General features: G+C 71.5%; 20 protein-coding genes, 2 pseudogenes and 1 riboswitch. Of the genes and pseudogenes, 3 read left to right on the top strand and 19 right to left on the bottom strand.

The annotated features are described in order from the left end of the window. The 12 genes and pseudogenes from M5362_RS28290 to M5362_RS28345 all read right to left on the bottom strand — a co-directional run bounded on the left by M5362_RS28290 (nt 1) and on the right by M5362_RS28345 (nt 9,481). On the bottom strand, nt 1-534 hold the full coding sequence (locus M5362_RS28290; RefSeq protein ID WP_260230640.1) for a PadR family transcriptional regulator: 534 nt from the start codon (nt 532-534) through the stop codon (nt 1-3). 32 nt (nt 535-566) lie between these two features. Next, nucleotides 567-2,588, bottom strand: a complete 2,022-nt coding sequence (locus tag M5362_RS28295) for an NADPH-dependent 2,4-dienoyl-CoA reductase (RefSeq protein ID WP_260230641.1) — start codon at nt 2,586-2,588, stop codon at nt 567-569. Nucleotides 2,589-2,779: 191 nt separating this feature from the next. Then, on the bottom strand, nt 2,780-3,619 hold the full coding sequence (locus M5362_RS28300) for an ATP-binding cassette domain-containing protein (RefSeq protein ID WP_260230642.1): 840 nt from the start codon (nt 3,617-3,619) through the stop codon (nt 2,780-2,782). Further along, nucleotides 3,616-4,365 carry a cobalt ECF transporter T component CbiQ gene (cbiQ, locus tag M5362_RS28305; protein ID WP_260230643.1) on the bottom strand — a complete coding sequence of 250 codons (750 nt, stop codon included), beginning with the start codon at nt 4,363-4,365 and terminating at the stop codon, nt 3,616-3,618. Before cbiQ ends, M5362_RS28300 begins: the two co-directional genes overlap by 4 nt. Before the next feature lie 4 nt (nt 4,366-4,369). Next, complete coding sequence (locus M5362_RS28310) at nt 4,370-4,711, bottom strand: energy-coupling factor ABC transporter substrate-binding protein (RefSeq protein ID WP_260230644.1); 342 nt, start codon at nt 4,709-4,711, stop codon at nt 4,370-4,372. Beyond that, on the bottom strand, nt 4,711-5,409 hold the full coding sequence (locus tag M5362_RS28315) for an energy-coupling factor ABC transporter permease (protein ID WP_260230645.1): 699 nt from the start codon (nt 5,407-5,409) through the stop codon (nt 4,711-4,713). Before M5362_RS28315 ends, M5362_RS28310 begins: the two co-directional genes overlap by 1 nt. Nucleotides 5,410-5,436: 27 nt before the next feature. Beyond that, nucleotides 5,437-5,661: riboswitch (cobalamin riboswitch) on the bottom strand. Nucleotides 5,662-5,795: 134 nt separating this feature from the next. Then, the gene (locus M5362_RS28320) at nt 5,796-6,200 is read right to left on the bottom strand and encodes a PTS-dependent dihydroxyacetone kinase phosphotransferase subunit DhaM (protein WP_260230646.1); all 405 of its coding nucleotides are present in this window, start codon (nt 6,198-6,200) and stop codon (nt 5,796-5,798) included. Continuing rightward, on the bottom strand, nt 6,197-6,811 hold the full coding sequence (dhaL, locus tag M5362_RS28325) for a dihydroxyacetone kinase subunit DhaL (protein WP_374214538.1): 615 nt from the start codon (nt 6,809-6,811) through the stop codon (nt 6,197-6,199). The genes M5362_RS28320 and dhaL overlap by 4 nt, the downstream gene beginning before the upstream one ends. A gap of 7 nt (nt 6,812-6,818) precedes the next feature. Next, nucleotides 6,819-7,811, bottom strand: a complete 993-nt coding sequence (gene dhaK / locus M5362_RS28330) for a dihydroxyacetone kinase subunit DhaK (RefSeq protein WP_260230648.1) — start codon at nt 7,809-7,811, stop codon at nt 6,819-6,821. A 106-nt stretch (nt 7,812-7,917) separates the two neighbouring features. Further along, nucleotides 7,918-8,466: an MATE family efflux transporter gene (locus M5362_RS28335; RefSeq protein WP_260230649.1), complete on the bottom strand. Its 549-nt coding sequence runs from the start codon at nt 8,464-8,466 to the stop codon at nt 7,918-7,920. Nucleotides 8,467-8,485: 19 nt separating this feature from the next. Next, a pseudogene (locus tag M5362_RS28340) lies at nt 8,486-9,148 on the bottom strand (LLM class flavin-dependent oxidoreductase). A gap of 42 nt (nt 9,149-9,190) precedes the next feature. Continuing rightward, the gene (locus M5362_RS28345; RefSeq protein WP_260230650.1) at nt 9,191-9,481 is read right to left on the bottom strand and encodes a YcaO-like family protein; all 291 of its coding nucleotides are present in this window, start codon (nt 9,479-9,481) and stop codon (nt 9,191-9,193) included. 186 nt (nt 9,482-9,667) lie between these two features. Here M5362_RS28345 and M5362_RS28350 point away from each other — a divergent pair, with 186 nt between their 5' ends. Further along, complete coding sequence (locus M5362_RS28350) at nt 9,668-10,060, top strand: gamma-glutamylcyclotransferase family protein (protein ID WP_260230651.1); 393 nt, start codon at nt 9,668-9,670, stop codon at nt 10,058-10,060. A gap of 90 nt (nt 10,061-10,150) precedes the next feature. On the opposite strand, the gene eno is transcribed toward M5362_RS28350, so the two are convergent. After that, nucleotides 10,151-11,458, bottom strand: coding sequence for a phosphopyruvate hydratase (eno, locus tag M5362_RS28355; RefSeq protein WP_260230652.1), 1,308 nt, complete (start codon nt 11,456-11,458; stop codon nt 10,151-10,153). Nucleotides 11,459-11,619: 161 nt separating this feature from the next. On the opposite strand from eno, the gene M5362_RS28360 reads away from it, so the two are divergent. Then, on the top strand, nt 11,620-12,042 hold the full coding sequence (locus M5362_RS28360) for a MarR family winged helix-turn-helix transcriptional regulator (protein ID WP_260230653.1): 423 nt from the start codon (nt 11,620-11,622) through the stop codon (nt 12,040-12,042). 52 nt (nt 12,043-12,094) lie between these two features. Here M5362_RS28360 and M5362_RS28365 read toward each other — a convergent pair whose 3' ends face one another. Next, nucleotides 12,095-14,050: an amino acid transporter gene (locus M5362_RS28365; RefSeq protein ID WP_260230654.1), complete on the bottom strand. Its 1,956-nt coding sequence runs from the start codon at nt 14,048-14,050 to the stop codon at nt 12,095-12,097. Between the two features lie 157 nt (nt 14,051-14,207). Next, nucleotides 14,208-14,390, bottom strand: coding sequence for a hypothetical protein (locus M5362_RS28370; RefSeq protein ID WP_260230655.1), 183 nt, complete (start codon nt 14,388-14,390; stop codon nt 14,208-14,210). A gap of 232 nt (nt 14,391-14,622) precedes the next feature. Here M5362_RS28370 and M5362_RS28375 point away from each other — a divergent pair, with 232 nt between their 5' ends. After that, the gene (locus M5362_RS28375; RefSeq protein WP_260230656.1) at nt 14,623-16,461 is read left to right on the top strand and encodes an APC family permease; all 1,839 of its coding nucleotides are present in this window, start codon (nt 14,623-14,625) and stop codon (nt 16,459-16,461) included. 53 nt (nt 16,462-16,514) lie between these two features. Here M5362_RS28375 and M5362_RS28380 read toward each other — a convergent pair whose 3' ends face one another. The 4 genes and pseudogenes from M5362_RS28380 to M5362_RS28390 all read right to left on the bottom strand — a co-directional run bounded on the left by M5362_RS28380 (nt 16,515) and on the right by M5362_RS28390 (nt 20,464). After that, nucleotides 16,515-17,294: a GNAT family N-acetyltransferase gene (locus M5362_RS28380; protein ID WP_260230657.1), complete on the bottom strand. Its 780-nt coding sequence runs from the start codon at nt 17,292-17,294 to the stop codon at nt 16,515-16,517. An 81-nt stretch (nt 17,295-17,375) separates the two neighbouring features. Further along, nucleotides 17,376-17,453 (bottom strand): 50S ribosomal protein bL37, encoded by a 78-nt coding sequence (locus M5362_RS33355; protein WP_374206355.1) that lies wholly within the window; start codon nt 17,451-17,453, stop codon nt 17,376-17,378. 9 nt (nt 17,454-17,462) lie between these two features. After that, nucleotides 17,463-18,272, bottom strand: coding sequence for an SDR family NAD(P)-dependent oxidoreductase (locus M5362_RS28385; protein ID WP_260230658.1), 810 nt, complete (start codon nt 18,270-18,272; stop codon nt 17,463-17,465). Between the two features lie 262 nt (nt 18,273-18,534). After that, a pseudogene (locus M5362_RS28390) lies at nt 18,535-20,464 on the bottom strand (HAD-IC family P-type ATPase). Between the last annotated feature and the right edge of the window lie 176 nt (nt 20,465-20,640).

The raw sequence follows: 20,640 nt of genomic DNA on the forward strand, positions 1-20,640 counted from the left end.
CTATCCCTCCAGCTCGGCGAGCGCGTGGCTCAGCCACTCCACCCAGAAGCGCTCCAGGTCGATCCCGCCCCGCAGGACGAGATGGCGCAACCGGTCCGGCTCGCTCTCCCGGCGCGCCGGCGGGAAGTCCCGTACCTCGATCGCGAGGTACTCCTCCAACTGCTGCTGGTGCAGGTCGAGATGGCGACGCAACTCGTCCCGCATCCCGGGCGCGCCGACGACCGCCGCGGCCCGCATCCGCAGCAGGAGGGCGGAGCGCATCGGCTTGGGATCCTCGGTCCGCCCGACCCAGTCGGCCAGCTCGGCGCGGCCCGCGGGCAGCACCTCGTACTCCTTCTTCTGGCCGCGCGCCGGTACCGGAGCGGGCAGGGCGCGGATCTGCCCCGCCTGCTCCAGCTTGCCCAGCTCGCGATAGATCTGCTGGTGCGTGGACGACCAGAAGTAGCCGATCGACCGGTCGAAGCGCCGCGTCAGCTCAAGGCCGGAGGACGGCTTCTCGAGCAGCGCCGTGAGGATCGCGTGCGGGAGGGACATGCACGCATCCTAGGTTCGGCGCACCGGGACGATCACAGGGTGGCCGCCAGCCGCGTGCCCTGGTAGATGGCGCGCTTGGCGTCCAGCTCCGCGGCCACGTCGGCGCCGCCGATGAGGTGCGCCGTGCGGCCCGCCGCGATCAGCTCCTCGTACAGACCGCGGCGCGGCTCCTGGCCCGTGCAGAGGACGACGGTGTCGACGGCGACCGTCTGCGGCTCGCCGCCGATCGTGATGTGCAGGCCGTCGTCGTCGATCCGCTCGTACGTGGCGCCCGCGACCATGGTGACGCCGCGGTGCTTCATCTCGGCGCGGTGGATCCAGCCGGTGGTCTTGCCGAGGCCCGCGCCGACCTTGGTCGTCTTGCGCTGGAGCAGGTGCACCTGACGCGGGGGCCGGGGGCGCTCGGGGGCGCGCAGCCCGCCGCGGGTCTCGTACGAGGTGTCGACACCCCACTGCTTGAAGTACGTCTCGGGGTCCTGGCTCGCGCCCTCGCCGCCGTCGGTGAGGAACTCGGCGACGTCGAAGCCGATGCCGCCCGCGCCGAGGATCGCGACGCGCTCGCCGACCGGTGCGCCGTCGCGCAGGACGTCCAGGTAGCTGACGACGCTCGGGTGGTCGACGCCCTCGATCTCCGGGGTGCGCGGGGTGACTCCGGTGGCGACGACGACCTCGTCGTAACCGTCCAGGTCCCCGGCCGCGACCGGGGTGTTCAGCCGGACCTCGACCCCGCGCTCGTCGAGCTGGGTACGGAAGTAGCGCAGCGTCTCGTCGAACTCCTCCTTGCCCGGCACCCGCTTGGCGATGTTCAGCTGGCCGCCGATCTCTCCGGCGGCGTCGAACAGGGTGACGGAGTGGCCGCGTTCGGCGGCGGAGACGGAGAAGGCGAGCCCGGCCGGGCCCGCGCCGACGACGGCGATGCGCTTGGTGAGCCGGGTGGGGGAGAGGACCAGCTCGGTCTCGTGGCAGGCGCGCGGGTTCACCAGGCAGGAGGTGATCTTCAGGCTGAAGGTGTGGTCGAGGCAGGCCTGGTTGCAGCCGATGCAGGTGTTGATGGTGTCGGCGCGGTCCGCGGCGGCCTTGGCCACGAAGTCGGGGTCGGCGAGGAAGGGCCGGGCCATGGAGACGATGTCGGCGCGTCCCTCGGCGAGGATCTCCTCGGCGACCTCGGGGGTGTTGATGCGGTTGCTGGTGACGAGCGGGATGCCCACCGCGCCCATCAGCTTCTTGGTGACCCAGGTGTACGCGCCGCGCGGGACCGAGGTCGCGATCGTGGGGATACGCGCCTCGTGCCAGCCGATGCCGGTGTTGATGATCGTCGCGCCGGCGGCCTCGATCTCCTTGGCGAGGGAGACGACCTCCTCCAGCGTCGAACCGCCCGGGACGAGGTCCAGCATCGAGAGGCGGTAGACGACGATGAAGTCCTCGCCCACCCGCTCGCGGATCCGGCGGACGATCTCCAGGGGGAAGCGGACCCGGTTCTCGTAGCTGCCGCCCCAGCGGTCGGTGCGGTGGTTGGTGGCGGCCGCGATGAACTCGTTGATGAGGTAGCCCTCGGAGCCCATGACCTCGACGCCGTCGTACCCGGCGGCCTTGGCGAGCTCGGCGCAGCGGGCGTAGTCCTCGACGGTCTGCTCGACCTCGGCGTCGGAGAGCTCGTTGGGTACGAAGGGGCTGATCGGCGCCTGGATCGCACTGGGGGCGACGAGGGCCGGGTGGTAGGCGTACCGGCCGAAATGCAGGATCTGCATCGCGATCCGCCCGCCCTCGCCGTGCACGGCGTCGGTGATGAGCCGGTGCTCGGCGACCTCCTCCTCGGTGGTCAGCTTGGCGCCGCCGTCCCAGGGACGGCCCGCCTCGTTGGGCGCGATGCCGCCGGTCACGATGAGTCCGACACCGCCGCGGGCGCGCTCGGCGTAGAAGGCGGCCATGCGCTCGAAGCCGTTCTCGGTCTCTTCGAGGCCGACGTGCATGGAACCCATGAGCACCCGGTTGGGCAGGGTGGTGAAGCCGAGGTCGAGCGGGCTCAGCAGGTGCGGGTACGGGGTCGAGGTCATGAGGGGGCGCCTCCTCGCGCAGTGTCGTCAGGACTGTTGTAGACGAGCCGAGGCCGCTTGTGCAACAAGTTGCATAACGGTGGGGGCGTGATCTGCGCGACGTGGCGACACGACAAGACCCCCGGGCGGGGTTCCGCCGGGGGCCTCAGGTGGGGTGGAGGTGGTGCGGGGGAGGCGCGGGGGTGGGCGCCTCAGGTCGTCGGTACCCAGCTGTCCAGGTCCTCCGCCGTGCGCGGGCCCTCACCGTCCGGGCCGAGCAGGCCCTGCGCGCGAAGCAGCCGGGTCACGGCCATGCCCCACGGGCGTCGCAGCCGGGCCGCGGCGAGCAGCGCGTCGTCCGCGAGCAGCTCCTCGATCGGGCCGGTCCGCAGACCCTGCGGCGACAGGACGGCCGCCTCGTCGGCCCAGCGCAGCGCCAGGTCGACGTCGTGGGTCGCCATGACCACCGTCGTACCCGAATCCCGCAGCCGGCCGAGCACCTCAAGCAGTCGCTCCTGCCCGTGCGGATCGAGCCCGGCCGTCGGCTCGTCCATGATGAGGACCCGGGGGCGCATCGCCACGGCGCCCGCGATCGCGGCCCGCTTCCGCTGGCCGTAGGAGAGCAGGTGCGTCGGCCGGTCCTCCAGCGCGACGATGTCCAGCGCCTCCAGCGCCTCGCGCACCCGGAGCCGTACCTCCTCCTCCGGAAGCCCCAGATTCATGGGCCCGAACGACACGTCCTGTCCGACCGACGCGGCGAAGAGCTGGTCGTCCGGATCCTGGACGACCAGCTGCACGGTGGTGCGCAGCCGGGTCAGCCCCTTCCGGTCGTACGACACGTCCTCGCCGTCCAGCCGGAGCGCGCCGCTGCCGCAGCGCAGGCCGCCGCTCAGCAGCCGCAGCATCGTCGTCTTGCCGCCGCCGTTACGGCCGAGCAGGGCCATCGCCCGGCCTTCCGGCACGGCGAAGTCGATGCCGTCGAGGACGACCGGCCCGTCCTCGTAGGCGAACGTGGCCTTCACCAGTTCCACGACAGGTGGCGCAGGACTCACGGCAGGGACCTTTCCAGTACGAGAGTGAGGGCGACGAGACCGGTGAGCAGGCCGGCCGTCGAGGCGAGGAACCGGCCCGAGACCGCGGCCTCGGGCACCAGGACCCGCAGCGTCCCGTCGTAACCCCGGCCGGCGAGGCCCGTCTGCAGGCGCTGCGCCCGGTCGAAGGCGCGTACGAACGCCGTCGCGCCGAGCCCGGCGAGTGAGCGCCAGGTCGCCGCCCGCGTGGTCAGCCCCAACCGGGCCGCCTGCGCCTGTCGGATTTTGGATATCGCATCCAGAAGCAGAAAGCTGATCCGGTACATCACCAGGGCCACGTCCACCACAGGCGCCGGCACCCCGGCCCGTACGAGCCGCGGCAGCACGTCGGAGACGGGCGTGGTGAGGGCGAACAGCAGTACGCCCAGGGACGCGGACGAGGTCCTCAGCAGCAGCTCACCCGCGTGGACAGGACCGTTGTGCGCGAACACGACGAGCCCGCGGTCACCGCCCACCTCGAAGAGCAGCGGGATCGCCCCCGTCACACAGAAGCCCAGCGGGATGCGGAACGCGCGCCACAACTGGCGCCCCGGCACCCCCGCCGGCCCGAGCAGGACGGTCAGGGTGGCGGCCGCGACCAGAACGGCACCCGGCCACGGCGGCAGACACACCGCGCAGACCGTCAGACCGAATCCGAGCACCGCTTTCTCGCACGGGTGACGGCGGCGCCAGCGACTGCTGTGCGCCGCCGCGTCGATCGGCAGCACCGGGCTACTCGTTGCCGGACGCTGCCACCGGCGTCTTCTCCCCGGCCCGGACCTCACCCTGCCTACGGCCCTTGCGCAGGCCGAAGTAGTAGGCGAGGACACCCGCGCCGAGCGCGGCCTGCAGGGCGAAGAGCGCCGACTCGATCTCTCCGGAGGCCGGCTCGTAGAGCGGGCTGAACCAGGGCTCGTAGTCGGGAGCGATCTCCGTGATCGCCGTCTCGGCCTCGGCGTCGGCCCCGGCGAACGGCTCCTCCTTGTGGTCGCCGAGTCCCAGCACCAGCGGGAGCACCGCCAGCGCCGCGACGACGAGCAGCAGCAGCGTGTTGATCTTCGCGTTCCGGCTCATCAGGCGCTCGCCTCCGCGTTCTCGTTCTTCTTCCGGGACGGGAGCAGGACCCCGAGCCGGGTCAGGTCGCCCTTGCTGGACTGCGTGAGCAGGCGCATCACGAGCACCGTCAGCAGACCCTCGCTGACCGCGAGCGGAAGCTGCGTGACGGCGAAGATCCCGCCGAACTTCGCCAGCGCCCCGAGCACACCGCTGCCCGGGTCCGGGAAGGCCAGCGCGAGCTGCACGCTGGTCACGCAGTACGTCGACAGGTCGGCGACGAACGCACCGAAGAACACACTCACCATGAGCGGCACGTCGAAGCGGCGCAGCAGCCAGTACGTACCGAAACCGGCCCACGGGCCGACGATCGCCATCGAGAAGACGTTGGCGCCGAGCGTGGTGAGCCCGCCGTGGGCGAGCAGCAGCGCCTGGAACAGCAGGGTGATCGTGCCCAGGACCGCCATCACCGGCGGCCGGAACAGGATCGCGCCCAGCCCCGTACCGGTCGGGTGCGAGCAACTGCCCGTCACCGACGGAATCTTGAGCGCGGACAGGACGAAGGTGAACGCACCGGACGCACCGAGCAGCAGGGTGGACTCGGGATTGGCCTTGACCTCACGGGTCAGCGCGCGGACACCGTGGACGACAAAGGGAGCGGACGCGACGCCCCAGGCGGCCGCGTGCACAGGGGGCAGATACCCCTCGGCTATATGCATGGTTGGGAGACCTCTCCAGCACCTCGTGGATGGACAACGCACCTCGGCCGGTCTCCTGGCTGACGGGTCATGCCGCCGCGGCTCCGCCTTCCCACACCACCGCGGTCTCCCGCGGCGGTCCAGTGGCTTCCCCGGAGGGATGGAGCCGGACTTCCCGATCACAGTGGCGAGGGCCGCACCGGTACCGCACCGGTTTCCCGTACACCAAGGCGCTGTGACATTAGTGGGTTGACCAGGTACATCACAACACAGAGCCCCCTGCGGACGGTGTGTGACGGATCTCGCGCGCGCCCCCGCACCCCTTCCGGCCCCCGCTCACCCCTTGCGCCTCCGGGCCCTCGTTCCGTTACGTCCGGGCCCGGCGCGCCCCCTGCCGGGCCCTCCGCTCAGCCCTTCCGGTACGTGTACGCGTCCGCGGCCGCCGCCACCACCGCGTCGAGGTCGCCGCCGGCGCTCGCCATGACGAGGGCGGCGACGGCGCCCTCGACGAACGGGGCGTCCACGAGCCGCGACCCCGCCGGCAGCTCGTCCCCCTCGGCGAGGAGCGCCTTCACGGTCAGGACGGCGCTGCCGAGGTCGACCAGAAGGGCGACCCCCGCGCCCCCGTCGACCGTCTTCGCCGCCTCGACGATCCGCTCGGAACTGGTGCCGAGACCCCCGTCGGAGGTCCCCCCGGCGGCGGCGACGGGAGCGATGGCGCCGCCGCCCGCGAGCCCCTGCGCCAGGGCGGCGACGGCGTCCGCGACGGCGGCGCTGTGCGAGACGAGCACGATGCCCACCAGACCGGTCACGCGGCAGCCACCTCCGCCAGGGCGGCGATCAGCAGGGCCGACGAGGTCGCCCCCGGGTCCTGATGCCCGATGGAGCGCTCGCCCAGATAGCTCGCCCTGCCCTTGCGCGCCTGGAGGGGCACGGTCGCGACAGCGCCGTGCTCGGCCGCGTCCCGGGCGGCGGAGAAGGAGTCGCCGAGCCCCTCGGCCGCCGGGACGAGCGCGTCCAGCATCGTCTTGTCCCCGACCTGGGCCCCGCCGAGCTGTCCGACGGCGGCGACCGCCTCGGTGAGCGCCGCGGCCAGGTCCTGGCGCGTGACGGTGGGGGCGTCGCCGAGCTCCTTGCCGGTACGGCGCAGCAGCGTCCCGTACAGCGGTCCGGACGCGCCCCCGACGGTGGAGATCAACTGCCGCCCCGCGGCGACGAGTACGGCTCCCGGAGTATCGAGGGTCTCCTTCTCCAGGACGTCCGTCACGGCGGCGAACCCCCGCTTCAGGTTGGCCCCGTGGTCGGCGTCGCCGATCGCCGAGTCGAGCTCGGTGAGGCGCTCGGCCTCACGGTCGACGGCGGATGCGACGGTGGCCAGCCAACGACGGAAGAACGCGGCGTCGAACTCGTTCACTTCTGGCATCTCCCTCTCACCGGCCCCAGCGCAGCGCGGGCGTCTGCACGGGCGCGTCCCAGAGCCGCAGCAGCTCCTCGTCAGCCTCGCAGAGTGTCACCGAGCATCCGGCCATGTCGAGTGAAGTCACGTAGTTGCCGACCAGCGTGCGGGCGACCGGAATCCCGCGCTCGGCCAGCACCCGCTGCACCTCGGCGTTGAACCCGTACAGTTCGAGCAGCGGCGTGGCGCCCATCCCGTTCACCAGGGCGAGGACCGGCCCGGACGGCCGCAGGTCCTCCAGTACGGCATCGACGGCGAAGTCCGCGATCTCACGGGAGGTCATCATGGGCCGCCGTTCACGTCCCGGCTCCCCATGGATGCCGATACCCAACTCCAGTTCACCGGAGGGTAGTTCGAAGGTTGGACTGCCCTTCGCGGGCGTGGTGCAGGCGCTCAGCGCCACGCCGAAGCTCCGCGACCGCTCGTTCACCCGGCGCGCGACGGCCTCCACCCGCTCCAGCGGCGCACCTTCCTCGGCCGAGGCTCCGGCGATCTTCTCCACGAAGAGCGTCGCCCCGGTCCCGCGCCGCCCGGCGGTGTACAGACTGTCCCGCACCGCCACGTCGTCGTCGACGAGCACCTTGGCGATCTGGATGCCCTCGTCCTCCGCGAGTTCGGCGGCCATCTCGAAGTTGAGCACGTCACCGGTGTAGTTCTTGACGACGAAGAGCACCCCGGCCCCGCTGTCGACCGCGGCGGCGGCACGCACCATCTGATCGGGCACGGGTGAGGTGAAGACCTCTCCGGGACACGCGGCCGCGAGCATCCCGGGCCCCACGAACCCCCCGTGCAGGGGCTCGTGCCCCGACCCGCCCCCGGAGACGAGCGCGACCTTCCCGGCGACGGGCGCGTCCCGCCGCAGGACGACCCGGTGCTCGACGTCGACGGTGAGCTCGGGATGCGCGGCGGCCATGCCCCGCAGCGCGTCGTCGACGACGGTCTCCGGAACGTTGATCAGCATCCTCATGGGCATCTCCTGATGAGATCGGTACTGATGCCGACTCGACGCCGACTTTCCTGATGATATGTCAGCTTTGAGGCGGCCGCAGGCTGCCGAGCACGCTGACGCGACCTCAGGTGAGGTCCGCCTGCGGGGCCTTCGGCAGGTTCTCCCCTACCCGGTCGCGCGTGAACCGCCCGCGGTACGGCGGGAGCAGCAGTGCGCAGTAGAGGGTGCCGAACGCGGTCCACGCCAGGTGCAGGCCCGGCAGGCCGAGCCCGGCGTGGACGCCGAGGAGCCAGCCGAGGGGGATGAGCAGCAGGTAGTCGCTGGTCACGGAGGTGATGAGGACGGCCCGGGTGTCTCCGGCGGCGCGGAGCAGGGCGGCGTACGACATGGCGGCTGCCAGGGGCGCCATGCTGAGCAGGGCCAGGGGAGCCGCGCCCCAGGCGCGCTCCGCGACCACGGCGTCCGAGGTGATCCACCCGAGCAGGACGGGGCCGAGGACGAGCGCCGCCGCCGACGGCACGGCGAGCATCAGCAGGAGCAGCCTCGCACCCGTCCGGTGCCAGGCCCCGGCGCCCTGACGGCTGCCCCTGCCGAGTTCCTGACCGGCAAGGATCGTGATCGCGGTGGCAGCCGAGCCGAGGAAGGTGAAGACGATGAGGGTCAGGTAGTCCACGATCCGGTAGGCGGAGAGGTCATGGACGCCGATGCGGGCGGCGAAGCCGGCGGCGCAGGCCCTCGTCCAGGGGGCGGGTCAGGGCGGCCTCGTGTTCGGGCGCGTACAGGCCGGCGAGCCAGCCGTCGGCGATCTCGCCGGTCAGCTCGACGTTGCGCGGTCCGATCGTCCCCAGGTAGAGGGGGAGGGCCGGGCGCAGCGGCCGGATGTCGGCCTTCACGGGGCGAGCGGTTCCGCTGGAGCCTGGGCCGCGCTAGGGCAACGGATAGATCTCGCCGTCGCGTTCGACGCGTTCGGTGTGCGCGATGGCCTTGCGCACGATCTCGACGTACTCGCGGGTGCGCCGCAGGGGCTGGGAGTACGGCAGGCCGTGCCAGCCTTCGACGATCCACGGGACGGACAGGCCCAGGCCCAGCTGGAAGCGGCCGCGGGAGAGGATGTCGAGGGTCATGGCGGTCATCGCTGTGGCGGCCGGGGTGCGGGCCGGGATCTGCATGATCGCGGTGCCGAGCTTGACGTGCTCGGTGGTCGTGGCGAGGTAGCCGAGGACGCTCACGACGCCGGGGCCGTACTCCTCCACGCTCCATACGGAGTCGATGCCGATGCGGTCGGCGTGCTGGACGACGGGAAGGATCTCTTCGACGGGTTCTCCGCCGTAGCCCAGGGCGAGCCCGAGACGCATGCGCTGACTCCTTGGGTCGGGTGCTGGTGTCCGGGGGCGGTGTCAGGAGAACGGGAGCGGGTCGAGGACCAGCGCGCTCTCGACGGGCGGCCGGGGGACCCACCCGCGGGCGGCCGGTTCCGGGTAGTAGTTGACGTAGCTGAGGGAGGCCGGAACCCAGGTCTCACGGCCGGTCCGAAGGTCCTGGCCGGCCGTCCAGGTGATCGGCAGGTCACGGGTCATGGCGACGAACGGGAAGCCCCGCTGCGTACTGACCGGGCGAGCAATCTTGAGGCAACTGCGAACAACTCGCAATGAGCCGAGTCGGGTTGAGGAGGTCTTGCGGGGGCGCACAGGGGTCGTGAGGAGTCGCGCCGCGACCCCGGGGGAGGCGAGGACCCGGCGACGAGACTGTCGAGGAGCCCGGCGGCGCCGTTGCCGCGACCGAGGACTGGCGCGATCACTGCCGTCCGCGGCTGAGTTGATGGCGACGGTAGGTTGAGACGGTCACTCCAGTGACAGCCCTCAGGAGGTCTCCGCATGCCCGGCTCCGCCGTCCAGCTGTTGTTCTCGTACGGAACGTTGCAGACCGGTCAGGTCCAACTCTCGCAGTTCGGCCGGCTGCTCGACGGCACCCCCGACGCGCTACCCGGCTACCGCATGACCTACATCGAGATCACGGACCCCGACGTGATCGCGGCCAGCGGTACCGACCGGCACCCCCTGGTCGTCGCCTCCGCGGACCGGAGCGACCATGTCGAGGGCACCGTCTTCTCGATCACGGACGCTGAACTCGCCGCCGCGGACGACTACGAGGTCGACGACTACGCCAGGATCCAGGTGACGCTGCGCTCGGGCACGAGGGCGTGGGCGTACCTCGACGCGAAGGGGGTAGCGCGTCCCGACCACGAATCGGCCACCGCGGCCTCCTGATCAGGCGAAAGGCCCCCGCACGCACGCGGACCCGCGCCCGGCCCCGACCGTGATCGGGGCCCCGCGGTGGTCTCTACGTCCGTCCGCTGTTCACGCCCGACGCAGTGCCGAGCGGCCCGCGAAGCGCGCCGCGTCGCCCAACTCCTCTTCGATGCGGATCAGTTGGTTGTACTTCGCCGTGCGGTCGGAGCGGGAGAGCGAGCCGGTCTTGATCTGGCCGCAGCCGGTCGCCACCGCCAGGTCCGCGATGGTGGTGTCCTCGGTCTCGCCCGAGCGGTGCGACATCACAGCCGTCCAGCCCGCCTGGTGGGCCATGGCGACCGCGGCCAGGGCCTCGGTCAGGGTCCCGATCTGATTGACCTTGACCAGGACCGAGTTGCCGACGCCGGTGCGGATGCCCTCGCGCAGCAGTGCCTCGTTGGTGCAGAACACGTCGTCGCCGGTGAGCTGGCAGCGGTCGCCGACGCGGGCGGTCAGCTCGCGCCAGCCGTCCAGGTCGTTCTCCGCCATCGGGTCCTCGATGGAGACGACCGGGTAGGTGTCGATGAGCTTGGTCAGGTAGTCGGCGTTCTCGGAGGGGGTGCGGCGCACGCCCTCGCCCGCGTAGTCGTACACCCCGTCCCGGAAGAACTCCGACGACGCCGGGTCCATGACGATGCCGATGTCCGTGCCCGGGCGGTAGCCGGTGCGCTCGATGGCGCTCATCACGAAGTCGAGCGCCTCCTCGGCGGTGCGCAGCGCGGGCGCGAAGCCGCCCTCGTCGCCGACGCCCGTGGAGTGCCCGGCGGCCAGGAGATCGCGGCGCAGGGTGTGGAAGACCTCGCTGCCCATGCGGACGGCCTCGGCGAAGGTGTCCGCGCCCACGGGCGCGATCATGAACTCCTGGAAATCCAGCGGGTTGTCGGCGTGGGCGCCGCCGTTCACGATGTTCATCATCGGCAGCGGCAGGAGGTGGGCGTCGGCGCCGCCGAGGTAGCGGTAGAGGGGCTGGCGGTGGGCCGTCGCGGCGGCCTTGGCGGCGGCGAGGGAGACGCCGAGGATCGCGTTGGCGCCGAGCCGGGACTTCGTGGCGGTGCCGTCGAGGGCGACCAGTGCGGCGTCGAGACCCGCCTGGTCCGCCGCGTCCCGGCCGCGCGCGGACGCCGCGATCTCCCCGTTGACGTGGGCCACCGCGCGGTCGACGCCCTTGCCGTGCCAGCGCGCGGAGTCACCGTCGCGCAGTTCCACGGCCTCCCGGGCGCCGGTGGAGGCGCCGGAGGGGACAGCCGCGCGCCCCAGCGACCCGTCCGTCAGGACGACGTCGACCTCGACCGTGGGGTTGCCCCGGCTGTCGATGATCCGGCGGGCGGTGACGGTCTCGATGGTGGCGTCGATTGTTCCGACTGCCTGTGCGGACATGGGAGTTCCTTCCCGTTGTCGTGTGCCGCGGCCCCGGCTGCGACAGCGCTGGCGCTGGGCCCGACCTCCCAAACCATACAGCAATGCTGTTCAGTTTTGCTGTACAGCATTGCTGTGCAGGTCAGGTGCACACCTCGCTGACCAGCGGGGTAAAGTGCCCTATGCCCACCTCGGAAGCCGCCGCCATCGCCGCCGAACTGCGCACCGCGATGGGCAAGCTCACCCGACGCGTCAAGCACGAGGACCGCATCCCGCTGGGCCAGGCCGCCGTGCTCGGTGCGCTCGACCGCAACGGCGCCATGACCACCAGCGACCTCGCCGCCGATCAGCGCGTACGCCCCCAGTCGATGGCCCGGTCGGTGGGGCTCCTCATGGAACAGAACCTGATCACGCGCCGGGCGCACCCCACGGACGGCCGCAAGTCGCTGGTCGAACTGTCGGACGCGGGCCGGGCCGCGCTGGAAGCGGAGCGCGGCCGCAGGGCCGGCTGGCTCGCGCAGGCCATCGAGGCCGAACTCACCGACGAGGAGCGGGCGTTGCTGGCACGGAGCACCGCCCTGCTGGAGCGGCTCGCCACGCGCTAAGGGTGCCTTGTGGATCTTGCCGGGCTCGCGAACCGTCGGTGTAGCCGGCCGCTCAGCCGACGTGGACGCGGGGCCGGCGGGAACGGTCCGGTTCGGCCTCGCGCAGCACCTCGCGGGTGACGGGGGCGACCTCGCCCTGGCCGAGGAGGAAGAAGCGGAGGAAGTTGGCGAAGGGGTTGCCCTCGGTCCATTCGAAATAGATGTGAGGACGGGCGCCGGTGGAGTCGCGGGCGTGGAGGAGGAGGGCCGCCAGCGCGTTGGGGACCGAGGACGACTCGACGGTGAGGACGCGGTAGCGGTCGTGGAGGACCTCTCCCCGGACGGTCAGGCTGGCCTCGAACTCCGAGGGGTCGGTGATGGTGACCTCGACGAAGACGAAGTCCTCTGAGGTGGGGAGGTCGTTGTCGGCGCGGATCTGCTCGATCTTGTCGCGGTACTCGACGACGTCACGGTTGTCGGGCTCGTTGGCGATGAACCGGGGCGTGCGCCGGGAGATGTCCTGGATGAACCGTTTCGCCATCTCGTCCAGCTCGATGTGCGTGACGCGCAGTTCGAAGGCGCGGCCGAGGCGGGACAGCAGGGAGATGAGGATGATGCCGGCGATGAAGCAGGCACCGATCTTCACACCGTCCGGGCGTTCGATGACGTTGACGACGGTGGTGTAGAGGAACACGGCCGAGATGACGGCGAAGCCGACGGTCCAGCCGCGCTGGCCCGCCTTTCGGGCGGCGATCGTCACCGCGATGGCGGCGGAGCAGATCAGGACGAGGACACCGGTCGCGTACGCACCGCCCTGGGCGTCGACGTCGGCGTCGAAGATCCAGGTCACCAGGAACGCAACCAGCGTGAAGACGATGACCATCGGGCGTACGGCACGCGCCCAGTGCGGGGCCATGCCGTACTTGGGCAGGTAGCGGGGCATCAGGTTGAGCAGCCCGGCCATGGCGGAGGCACCCGCGAACCACAGGATGAGGATGGTCGAGACGTCGTAGACCGTGCCGAAGGCGTTGCCCAGGTACTCGTGCGCGAGGTAGGCGAGGGCGCGGCCGTTGGCCTCGCCGCCGGACTCGAACTCCTCGTGCGGGATGAGGACGGTGGTGATGAAGCTCGTGGTGATCAGGAAGACGCTCATGATCAGCGCGGCGGTGGTCAGGAGCTTCTTCGTGCCCCGGATGCGTCCGGCGGGCCGCTCCCTGGTGTCGCCGGGGTCACCCTCCACGTGCGGCATGACCGCCACACCGGTCTCGAAGCCGGACAGACCGAGCGCGAGCTTGGGGAAGACGATCAGCGCGACGCCGATCATCATGAAGACGTTGCCGTGCTCGGCCGTCAGGGCGGTGGACCAGTCGGTGACGACATGGCCCTCGGTGGCCACGTGCCACAGGCCGGTGACCACGACGACCGCGTTGAGCGCCAGATAGGCGCCGACGAGGGCGACCGCGACGCCGATCGCCTCCAGGAACCCCTTGAGGAACACGGCGCCGAGCAGCGCGATGAGAACCATCGTGATCAGGACCTGCTTGTCGTGCAGGGCCTCGGACAGGTGCGGGTTCTCCACCAGGTGGGTGGAGGCGTCCGCCGCCGAGAGTGTGATGGTGATGAGGAAGTCGGTTGCGGCGAAGCCGAGGAGGGTGAGGACGAACAGTTTGCCCTTCCAGAAGGACAGCAGCCGCGACAGCATGGCGATCGAACCCTCGCCGTGCGGGCTCTCCTCCGCCACCCGCCGGTAGACGGGCAGCGCGCCGCAGAGGGTGACGATCACCAGCACGACGGTGGCGACGGGAGACAGCAGCCCGGCCGCGAGCGCGGCGATGCCGGGCTGGTAGCCGAGCGTGGAGAAGTAGTCGACACCGGTCAGGCACATCACCCGCCACCACCGCTGCCCCTTGTGGCCGGCCTCCGGGGACGACTCCACGGGCCGGGACGGTCTGCCCTTGCCCATGTCGGACAGGCCCTCCAGCATCCACGCGCGCAGTCGGCCGTTGCGCGAGTCGTTCGTCGTGGACATGGAGGTGCTCCTGAGCTGCTGCTGGGTGGGGGTTTCCGGCCATGAATCGGTCGGCCGGGCCAGCGTAAGCAACGCGTGAAGGCCTCATCGGGGCGGGCGCGTCAGGAAAGCGTCAAGATGGACCCGCACGGCTCTGGGCGTACAGCCCGCGCCTACCTCAGGGGCGGTAGACGAGCTCGATCAGGACCGCCGGGATGAGCAGCCAGGCCCCGATCCCCAGCAGCCACATGCTGTCGTAGGCGGCTCCGAGCGCGACGACGGGAACAACCGCGACAGCGAGCGACAGCGACGTGCGACGCATGCGGGTGTCGGCGCGTGAACGCTCGGTGTTCCGGCTCATGGCCCGACTGTAGGCCGGTACGCCACTCGCCGGGTCTCCGCCGCCGTCTTCTTCACGCGTTACTGACGCCGTGGAGCGCCGGGCCGACGTCGACGAGCGACGCCACGGGCAAGCCGCGTCAAGGAGGTGTGAAGAGAGGGTCTCCGGGCGCCAAGAACCCGCCAGGAACGAGAGGGCGCACGCGGGCCGGGGCACACCCTGAGCGGACCCGAGTACGAAGGAGTTCGCCCCCATGTCCGCTCTGACCACCGAGAACGGGGCCACGCCCACCGCCGAGGAGCCCCCGGACGCCGGAGCGCGCCACAAGCTGACGGCCGTCACGGGCCTCGCCGCGCTGTCCCTGGACGCGATGGCCTCCGTCGCGTACGGCCCCGAGGCCATCGTCCTGATCCTCGCAGCGGCCGGCGGGTACGGGCTGGGTTTCACGCTGCCGGTCACCCTGGGCATCGCCGGTCTTCTGGCCGTCCTCGTGGCGTCGTACCGGCAGGTCATCGCCGCGTTCCCGGACGGCGGAGGCTCGTACGCCGTCGCCAAGGAGCACCTCGGGCGTCGCACCAGCCTGGTCGCCGCCGCTTCGCTCGTCCTCGACTACGTCCTGAACGTGGCCGTCGCGGTCACCGCCGGTGTCGCCGCCCTGACCTCGGCCTTCCCCGAGCTGTACGGCGATCGGCTGGGAATATGCCTGGCTGTCCTGGTCCTGATCACGGGCATCAACCTGCGGGGCATCGTCGACTCGGCGCGTGCGTTCACCGTCCCGACCTGCGTCTTCATCGGCGCGATCCTGACGCTGATCGTCGTCGGCCTCTTCCGTGACGCACCCGTCTCCGCCGAGGCCTCCGCCGGTCACGCCTCCGTGCTCGCCGACAACGCCACCACCGTCGGCGCGCTCCTCCTCCTCAAGGCGTTCGCCTCCGGCTGCTCCGCCCTCACCGGCGTGGAGGCCATCGCCAACGCCGTGCCGTCCTTCCGCGCTCCGGCCGCCCGCCGGGCGATGCGGGCGGAGGTCGCGCTCGGCGCGCTGCTCGGCGTGATGCTGATCGGGCTCTCGGCCCTGATCTCCCGCTTCGGCCTCCAGCCGGTCGAGGGCGTCACCGTCCTCGCCCAGCTCGCCGACGCCTCTCTCGGCCACAACTGGGCCTTCTACGTCGTCCAGTTCGCCACCATGGTGCTGCTCGCGCTCTCCGCGAACACGTCCTTCGGCGGGCTTCCGGTTCTTCTGAAGCTGCTCGCCCGCGACAACTACCTGCCGCACGTCTTCGGCCTCAAGGCCGACCGCCAGGTCCACCGGCACGGCGTCGTCTGGCTCGCCGTCGTCTCCGCCGTTCTGCTGGTGTTCTCCGGCGGCGACACCAACACCCTCGTCCCGCTCTTCGCGATCGGAGTCTTCGTCGGCTTCACCATCGCCCAGACCGGCATGGTCCTGCACTGGCGCCGTGAGCGCGGGCCCAAGTGGGCCGCCAAGGCCCTCCTCAACGGTCTCGGGGCCGTCCTCACCGGTGTCTCCGCGATCGTCGTGACCGCCACCAAGTTCCATGACGGGGCCTGGCTGATCGTGATCGCCCTGCCGGTCCTCGTCCTCGCGTTCGAGGCCGTGCACCGTGCGTACGGGAGGATCGGCGAGCGCCTCGGCGTCGGCCGGATCCCCGAGCCCCCGCATCGGGAGCGCTCGCTCGTCCTGGTCCCCGTCTCCTCCCTGACCCGCCTCACCAGCGAGGCACTCACCGCCGCCGTCTCCCTCGGCGACGAGGTCCGCGCGGTCACGGTCTGCCACCCGGACACCGAGGACCGGGAGGCCACCGAGGCCCTGGAACGCGACTGGGCCCTGTGGAACCCCGGCGTCCCCCTCGTCAGGCTCCCTTCCGAGCGCCGCGCACTCGGTCGCCCGATCACCACGTACGTCCGCGACCTGGAGCTGACCCGAGCCGGCACGCGCGTCACCGTACTCATCCCGGAGGCGGAACCCGAGCACCTGTGGCAGCGGCTGCTCCAGAACCAGCGGGGCGCGGTCGTCGCCCACGCCGTCCGTCGGGACACGAACGCCGTCGTGTGCCGGCTCCGCTTCCGCTGCTGAGCCGCGGAAACCACGGCCGGCTGGGCGGCCGCCCGTCCGTGTCGACGAGGTGCCTATGCCGCCTCGGCCGACCGTGACGCGCGGCTGACGGGTCCGGCGACGTGGTGGACGTACTCGTGCGCCAGCCGGAAGCCCGCGGTCCAGGCGAGGAGACGGCTCGGGCGGTTGTCCCGGGAGCAGCCCCAGCTCGCGCGGTGGCCGCGAGCCGCGATGTCCGCGGTCAGGCCGGCGACGCAGGCCAGGGCAAGGTGCCGGCGGCGCTCGTCGGGTGCGGTGGCGGACGCCACGTCCTCGTAGCGGCTGCCGAGAAAACGGGTGCAGGCGACGGCGAGAACCCTGCCGCGGCGGAAGGCGGCCCAGGCCACGCCGGACGCGGCGAGCCCGGTGGGGCCACCCCAACTGCCGTGGATCCAGGCCAAGGAGGCGTCGCGCGCGGCGAGTGCCGGGGCGTCCTCGGGGGTCAGCCTGCGTACGGTCACGCCACGGGGCACGTGGGGTGGGACGGGCTCTGCCCGGTGGACGTAGAGCATCCGCTCCCACGGGACGAGCTGCTCGAAGGCGCCGCCGAGGGCGGGCAGGAACCGGTCGGGCGTCTCGACGCAGTGCCCGGCGAACGGAGCCAGCTCCGCCGACGTCACCGCGGTCGGATCGCCCGCCAGAAGGACGTGGCCGCCGCAGGAGACCGCCACCACGCGCGGGCGGTCGGCCCGGTCGGTCCACCACCGGCCGTGGCCGGCCGCGACGACGTGCTCGGCGAGCGCGGCGGTGCCGGGTGCGGCCGAGGGGAACGTCCGTGCCGCTGAAGGCGGTCGGTGGGGCGGGTGAGGGATCACAGAGCCTCCTGAACGGGGCGGGAAAGGGGAAGGGGAAGGGGAAGGGGAAGGGGCGGCCCGGGCTCGGGCCGCCCCGGTGGGTCAGCGCTGTCCGGCCTTCCGGCCGTGGTTCGCCTTCTTCTTGCGGCGGTCCTTCTTCTTGCGGGAGCGCTTCGACATGGTGTCCTTTCAGGCGTTCTGGCCGACGAGGAGGTCGGCGAGCTTGGTGAGGCGCTTGACGGTGCGGGCCTCGGAGGCGGCGGGCGCGGGGTCGACGCGGTGGTCGCGGTCGTAGTAGGCCCCGTTGACGATCTCGACGGCCGGGTCGCAGAGCCGTACGACATGGGCGGCGCCCTCGGCCGGTGCGACGCCCTCCTGGGCGTACAGGGGAAGGAGGCTGGTGGTGCAGATGCCCGGGTGCACGGAGACGGCGGCGACACGAGGGTCGGCGGCGAAGACGGTCAGGGCGAGCTGCGACTGGGCGTACGCGGCGAGGCGCGAGTAGCGGCGGACCCTGTTGGGGTCGTTCCACTGGATGGAGCCGGTGCGGTGCAGGGAAGACGAGACGTTCACGACCCGGCCGCCCGGGTCGCTCGTCAGCGCGGGCTCCAGGAGGTGCGTCAGCAGGTAGTGGGCGAGGAAGTTGACCTGGAACGCGATCTCGTTGCCGTCGGCCGTGACGGTGTGCCGTTCGGGCGCGGCCATTCCCGCGTTGTTGACGAGGACGTCGAGCTGCGGGTGCTCGGCGAGCACCCGGGCGGCGAGCTGTTCGACCTCCTCCAGGCGGGTGAAGTCCGCACCGAAAGCGCACAGTCGGGACCCGTCGACCTCGGCGAGGGTGACGAGCCGGTCGGTGGCGGCGTGCGCTTCCTCGGCCGTGCGGCCGTGGACGAGGACCGTCGCACCGCGTTCGGCGAGGAGCCGTGCGGTCTGGTAGCCGATGCCGGAGGTGGCACCGGTCACCAGGACGGTACGGGAGGAAAGGTCGGATACGGACATGACTGGTCAGTCCCTCAGGGGTGAAAGGTGTGTACGGGTACGGAGCAGGTGCGCCGGACAGGTGATGTCACGACGCCCCGTGGCAGAGCCGGATACGGTCAGCGGCGGGCTGCGGTCTCCGGACAGCGGGGCTCACGACGGGACGCCCGATGGGGCGGCCGGTCGAGCAGGAGCCACGCGCTGTTCATGCTCCCCATGGAACCCGAGCCGTGGGGGAGGGACAAGGCCTACGGGCTTTCCCTGACGCCTCCCTGATGAGACATCATCCGAGGCCAGGGAGGGTGGAGACGAGGAGATCGATGACCTTGATGCCGACGAAGAGGACGAGCCCGCCGAGTCCGTACACCGTGAGATTGCGGCGCAACAGGTCGTGCGCGGAGGCGGGCCGGTAGCGGACGCCCCGGAGCGCGAGTGGGATCAGGGCCACGATGATCAGGGCGTTGAAGATGATGGCCGAGGTGATCGCGGACTTCGGGCTGTGCAGCCCCATGACGTTCAGCGCTTCGAGCCCCGGATGGGCGCCGGTGAACATGGCGGGAATGATCGCGAAGTACGTCGCCACGTCGTTGGTGATCGAGAACGTCGTCAACGCTCCTCGCGTGATGAGGAGTTGCTTGCCGATCTCGACGATCTCGATGAGCTTGGTCGGGTTGGAGTCGAGGTCGACCATGTTGCCGGCCTCCTTCGCGGCCGACGTGCCCGTGTTCATCGCCACGCCGACGTCGGCCTGGGCGAGTGCGGGCGCGTCGCTGGACGATCCCGAGGACCCGCGGCCCGTCCCAGTCGTTGACGGCCAGGAGGAGCGGGGTGCCGCCGGCCGTCGAGATCTGGTCGCTCCAGGCACGCGCCTCGCCCGGCACCTTCCCGCCGTACCTCTCGGCCCAGGCGATGACCTGGGCCGTCGCACCCTTGCGGATGTGGCAGGCGGCGCCGTTGTCCCAGCGCAGGTCGATACCGCTCATCCGGGTCTGCGCGCTGAACCCGACGAACCTGGCGTTCGCCAACTCGCCCTCGGCCGGGGCCCGCAGGCCGAACCGCACCTTGGCGAGGACGACCACGGACCGGCCCTCGGGAGTCTCGTCGGCGAGCGAGGCGAGCTGCGCGGCGTTCGCGAGCTGCGCCTCCTCGACCCCCGGAAGCGGCACGAAGTCGGCGGCCTCCCTGTTCCCCAGGGTGATCGTCCCCGTCTTGTCGAGGAGCAGGGTGGTGATGTCTCCCGCCGCCTCGACAGCACGCCCCGACATCGCCAGCACGTTGCGCCGCACCAGTCGGTCCATGCCCGCGATGCCGATCGCCGACAGCAGCGCGCCGATGGTCGTCGGGATCAGGGTCACGAGCAGGGCGACGAGCACGGTGGTGGACGGGACGGCGCCCGCGTACGAGGCCATCGGCTGGATCGCCACGACCACCAGGACGAACATGACGGTCAGCGCGGCGAGCAGGATGTTCAGCGCGATCTCGTTCGGCGTCTTCTGCCGCGACGCACCTTCGACGAGCGCGATCATGCGGTCCAGGAAGGAGTGGCCGGGGCGCGAGGTGACCCGTACGGCGATCCGGTCCGACGGCACCGTCGTACCGCCCGTCACGCCCGAACGGTCGCCGCCCGACTCGCGGATGACCGGGGCCGACTCGCCGGTGACGGCGGACTCGTCGACCGCGGCGACCCCGTCGACGACGTCACCGTCGGCCGGGATCAGTTCACCGGCCTCGACGAGGACGAAGTCGAACATCTGGAGTTCGGTGGCGGCCACGGCCTCCGTCTTGCCCCGGTCGAGGTCCGTCCCGTAGCGCCAGTGACGAAGCCGCAGCGCCACCGTGTCCGTACGCGCCCTGCCCAGCGACTCGGCCTGCGCCTTGCCGCGCCCCTCCGCCACGGCCTCCGCGAGGTTCGCGAAGATCACCGTCAGCCACAGCCAGACGCTGATCACCCAGGCGAACACGGACGGGTCGAAGACCGCCGACAGCGTCGTCAGCACCGAGCCGACCCCGACGACGAACAGCACCGGGCTGCGTACGAGAGTCCTCGGGTGCAGCTTGCGCACCGCCTCCGGAAAGCACGTCACCAGCTGTACGGGATCGAGCAGTCCGCTCCGCGCGGAACGCTGCCGTCTCGGTCTCGGACCGGGGCGACTGGGCGGAGCGGACGGAGTCGGGGGAGCGGAGGGCGCCTGCTGGGGCGCGCGGGAACGCATCGCGGAAGACCTTCTGATGAAGCCCGGCCGCCGGATCGGCGCAGGCCGGGGGACACGGCTGGGCCGTCCTCGTCCGCGTCCCGTGGGTGCGCGGGAGTCTTCTCGGACCCCACGGGACGGCTGCGGACGGACAGCGCCGCTCGGGGGAGCGGGGGCCCGGCATCCGGATGGGAGGG

It is taken from the genome of Streptomyces sp. Je 1-79 (assembly GCF_025195125.1).
GTDB lineage: Bacteria > Actinomycetota > Actinomycetes > Streptomycetales > Streptomycetaceae > Streptomyces.

Excerpts from the sequence above, each read along its gene's own strand:
- M5362_RS28290 (WP_260230640.1), bottom strand. The coding sequence starts at position 534 with ATGTCCCTCCCGCACGCGATCCTCACGGCGCTGCTCGAGAAGCCGTCC.
- M5362_RS28295 (WP_260230641.1), bottom strand. The coding sequence starts at position 2,588 with ATGACCTCGACCCCGTACCCGCACCTGCTGAGCCCGCTCGACCTCGGC.
- M5362_RS28310 (WP_260230644.1), bottom strand. The coding sequence starts at position 4,711 with ATGAGCCGGAACGCGAAGATCAACACGCTGCTGCTGCTCGTCGTCGCG.
- M5362_RS28315 (WP_260230645.1), bottom strand. The coding sequence starts at position 5,409 with ATGCATATAGCCGAGGGGTATCTGCCCCCTGTGCACGCGGCCGCCTGG.
- dhaL (WP_374214538.1), bottom strand. The coding sequence starts at position 6,811 with ATGCCAGAAGTGAACGAGTTCGACGCCGCGTTCTTCCGTCGTTGGCTG.
- dhaK (WP_260230648.1), bottom strand. The coding sequence starts at position 7,811 with ATGAGGATGCTGATCAACGTTCCGGAGACCGTCGTCGACGACGCGCTG.
- M5362_RS28350 (WP_260230651.1), top strand. The coding sequence starts at position 9,668 with ATGCCCGGCTCCGCCGTCCAGCTGTTGTTCTCGTACGGAACGTTGCAG.
- eno (WP_260230652.1), bottom strand. The coding sequence starts at position 11,458 with ATGTCCGCACAGGCAGTCGGAACAATCGACGCCACCATCGAGACCGTC.
- M5362_RS28360 (WP_260230653.1), top strand. The coding sequence starts at position 11,620 with ATGCCCACCTCGGAAGCCGCCGCCATCGCCGCCGAACTGCGCACCGCG.
- M5362_RS28365 (WP_260230654.1), bottom strand. The coding sequence starts at position 14,050 with ATGTCCACGACGAACGACTCGCGCAACGGCCGACTGCGCGCGTGGATG.
- M5362_RS28370 (WP_260230655.1), bottom strand. The coding sequence starts at position 14,390 with ATGAGCCGGAACACCGAGCGTTCACGCGCCGACACCCGCATGCGTCGC.
- M5362_RS28375 (WP_260230656.1), top strand. The coding sequence starts at position 14,623 with ATGTCCGCTCTGACCACCGAGAACGGGGCCACGCCCACCGCCGAGGAG.
- M5362_RS33355 (WP_374206355.1), bottom strand. The coding sequence starts at position 17,453 with ATGTCGAAGCGCTCCCGCAAGAAGAAGGACCGCCGCAAGAAGAAGGCG.
- M5362_RS28385 (WP_260230658.1), bottom strand. The coding sequence starts at position 18,272 with ATGTCCGTATCCGACCTTTCCTCCCGTACCGTCCTGGTGACCGGTGCC.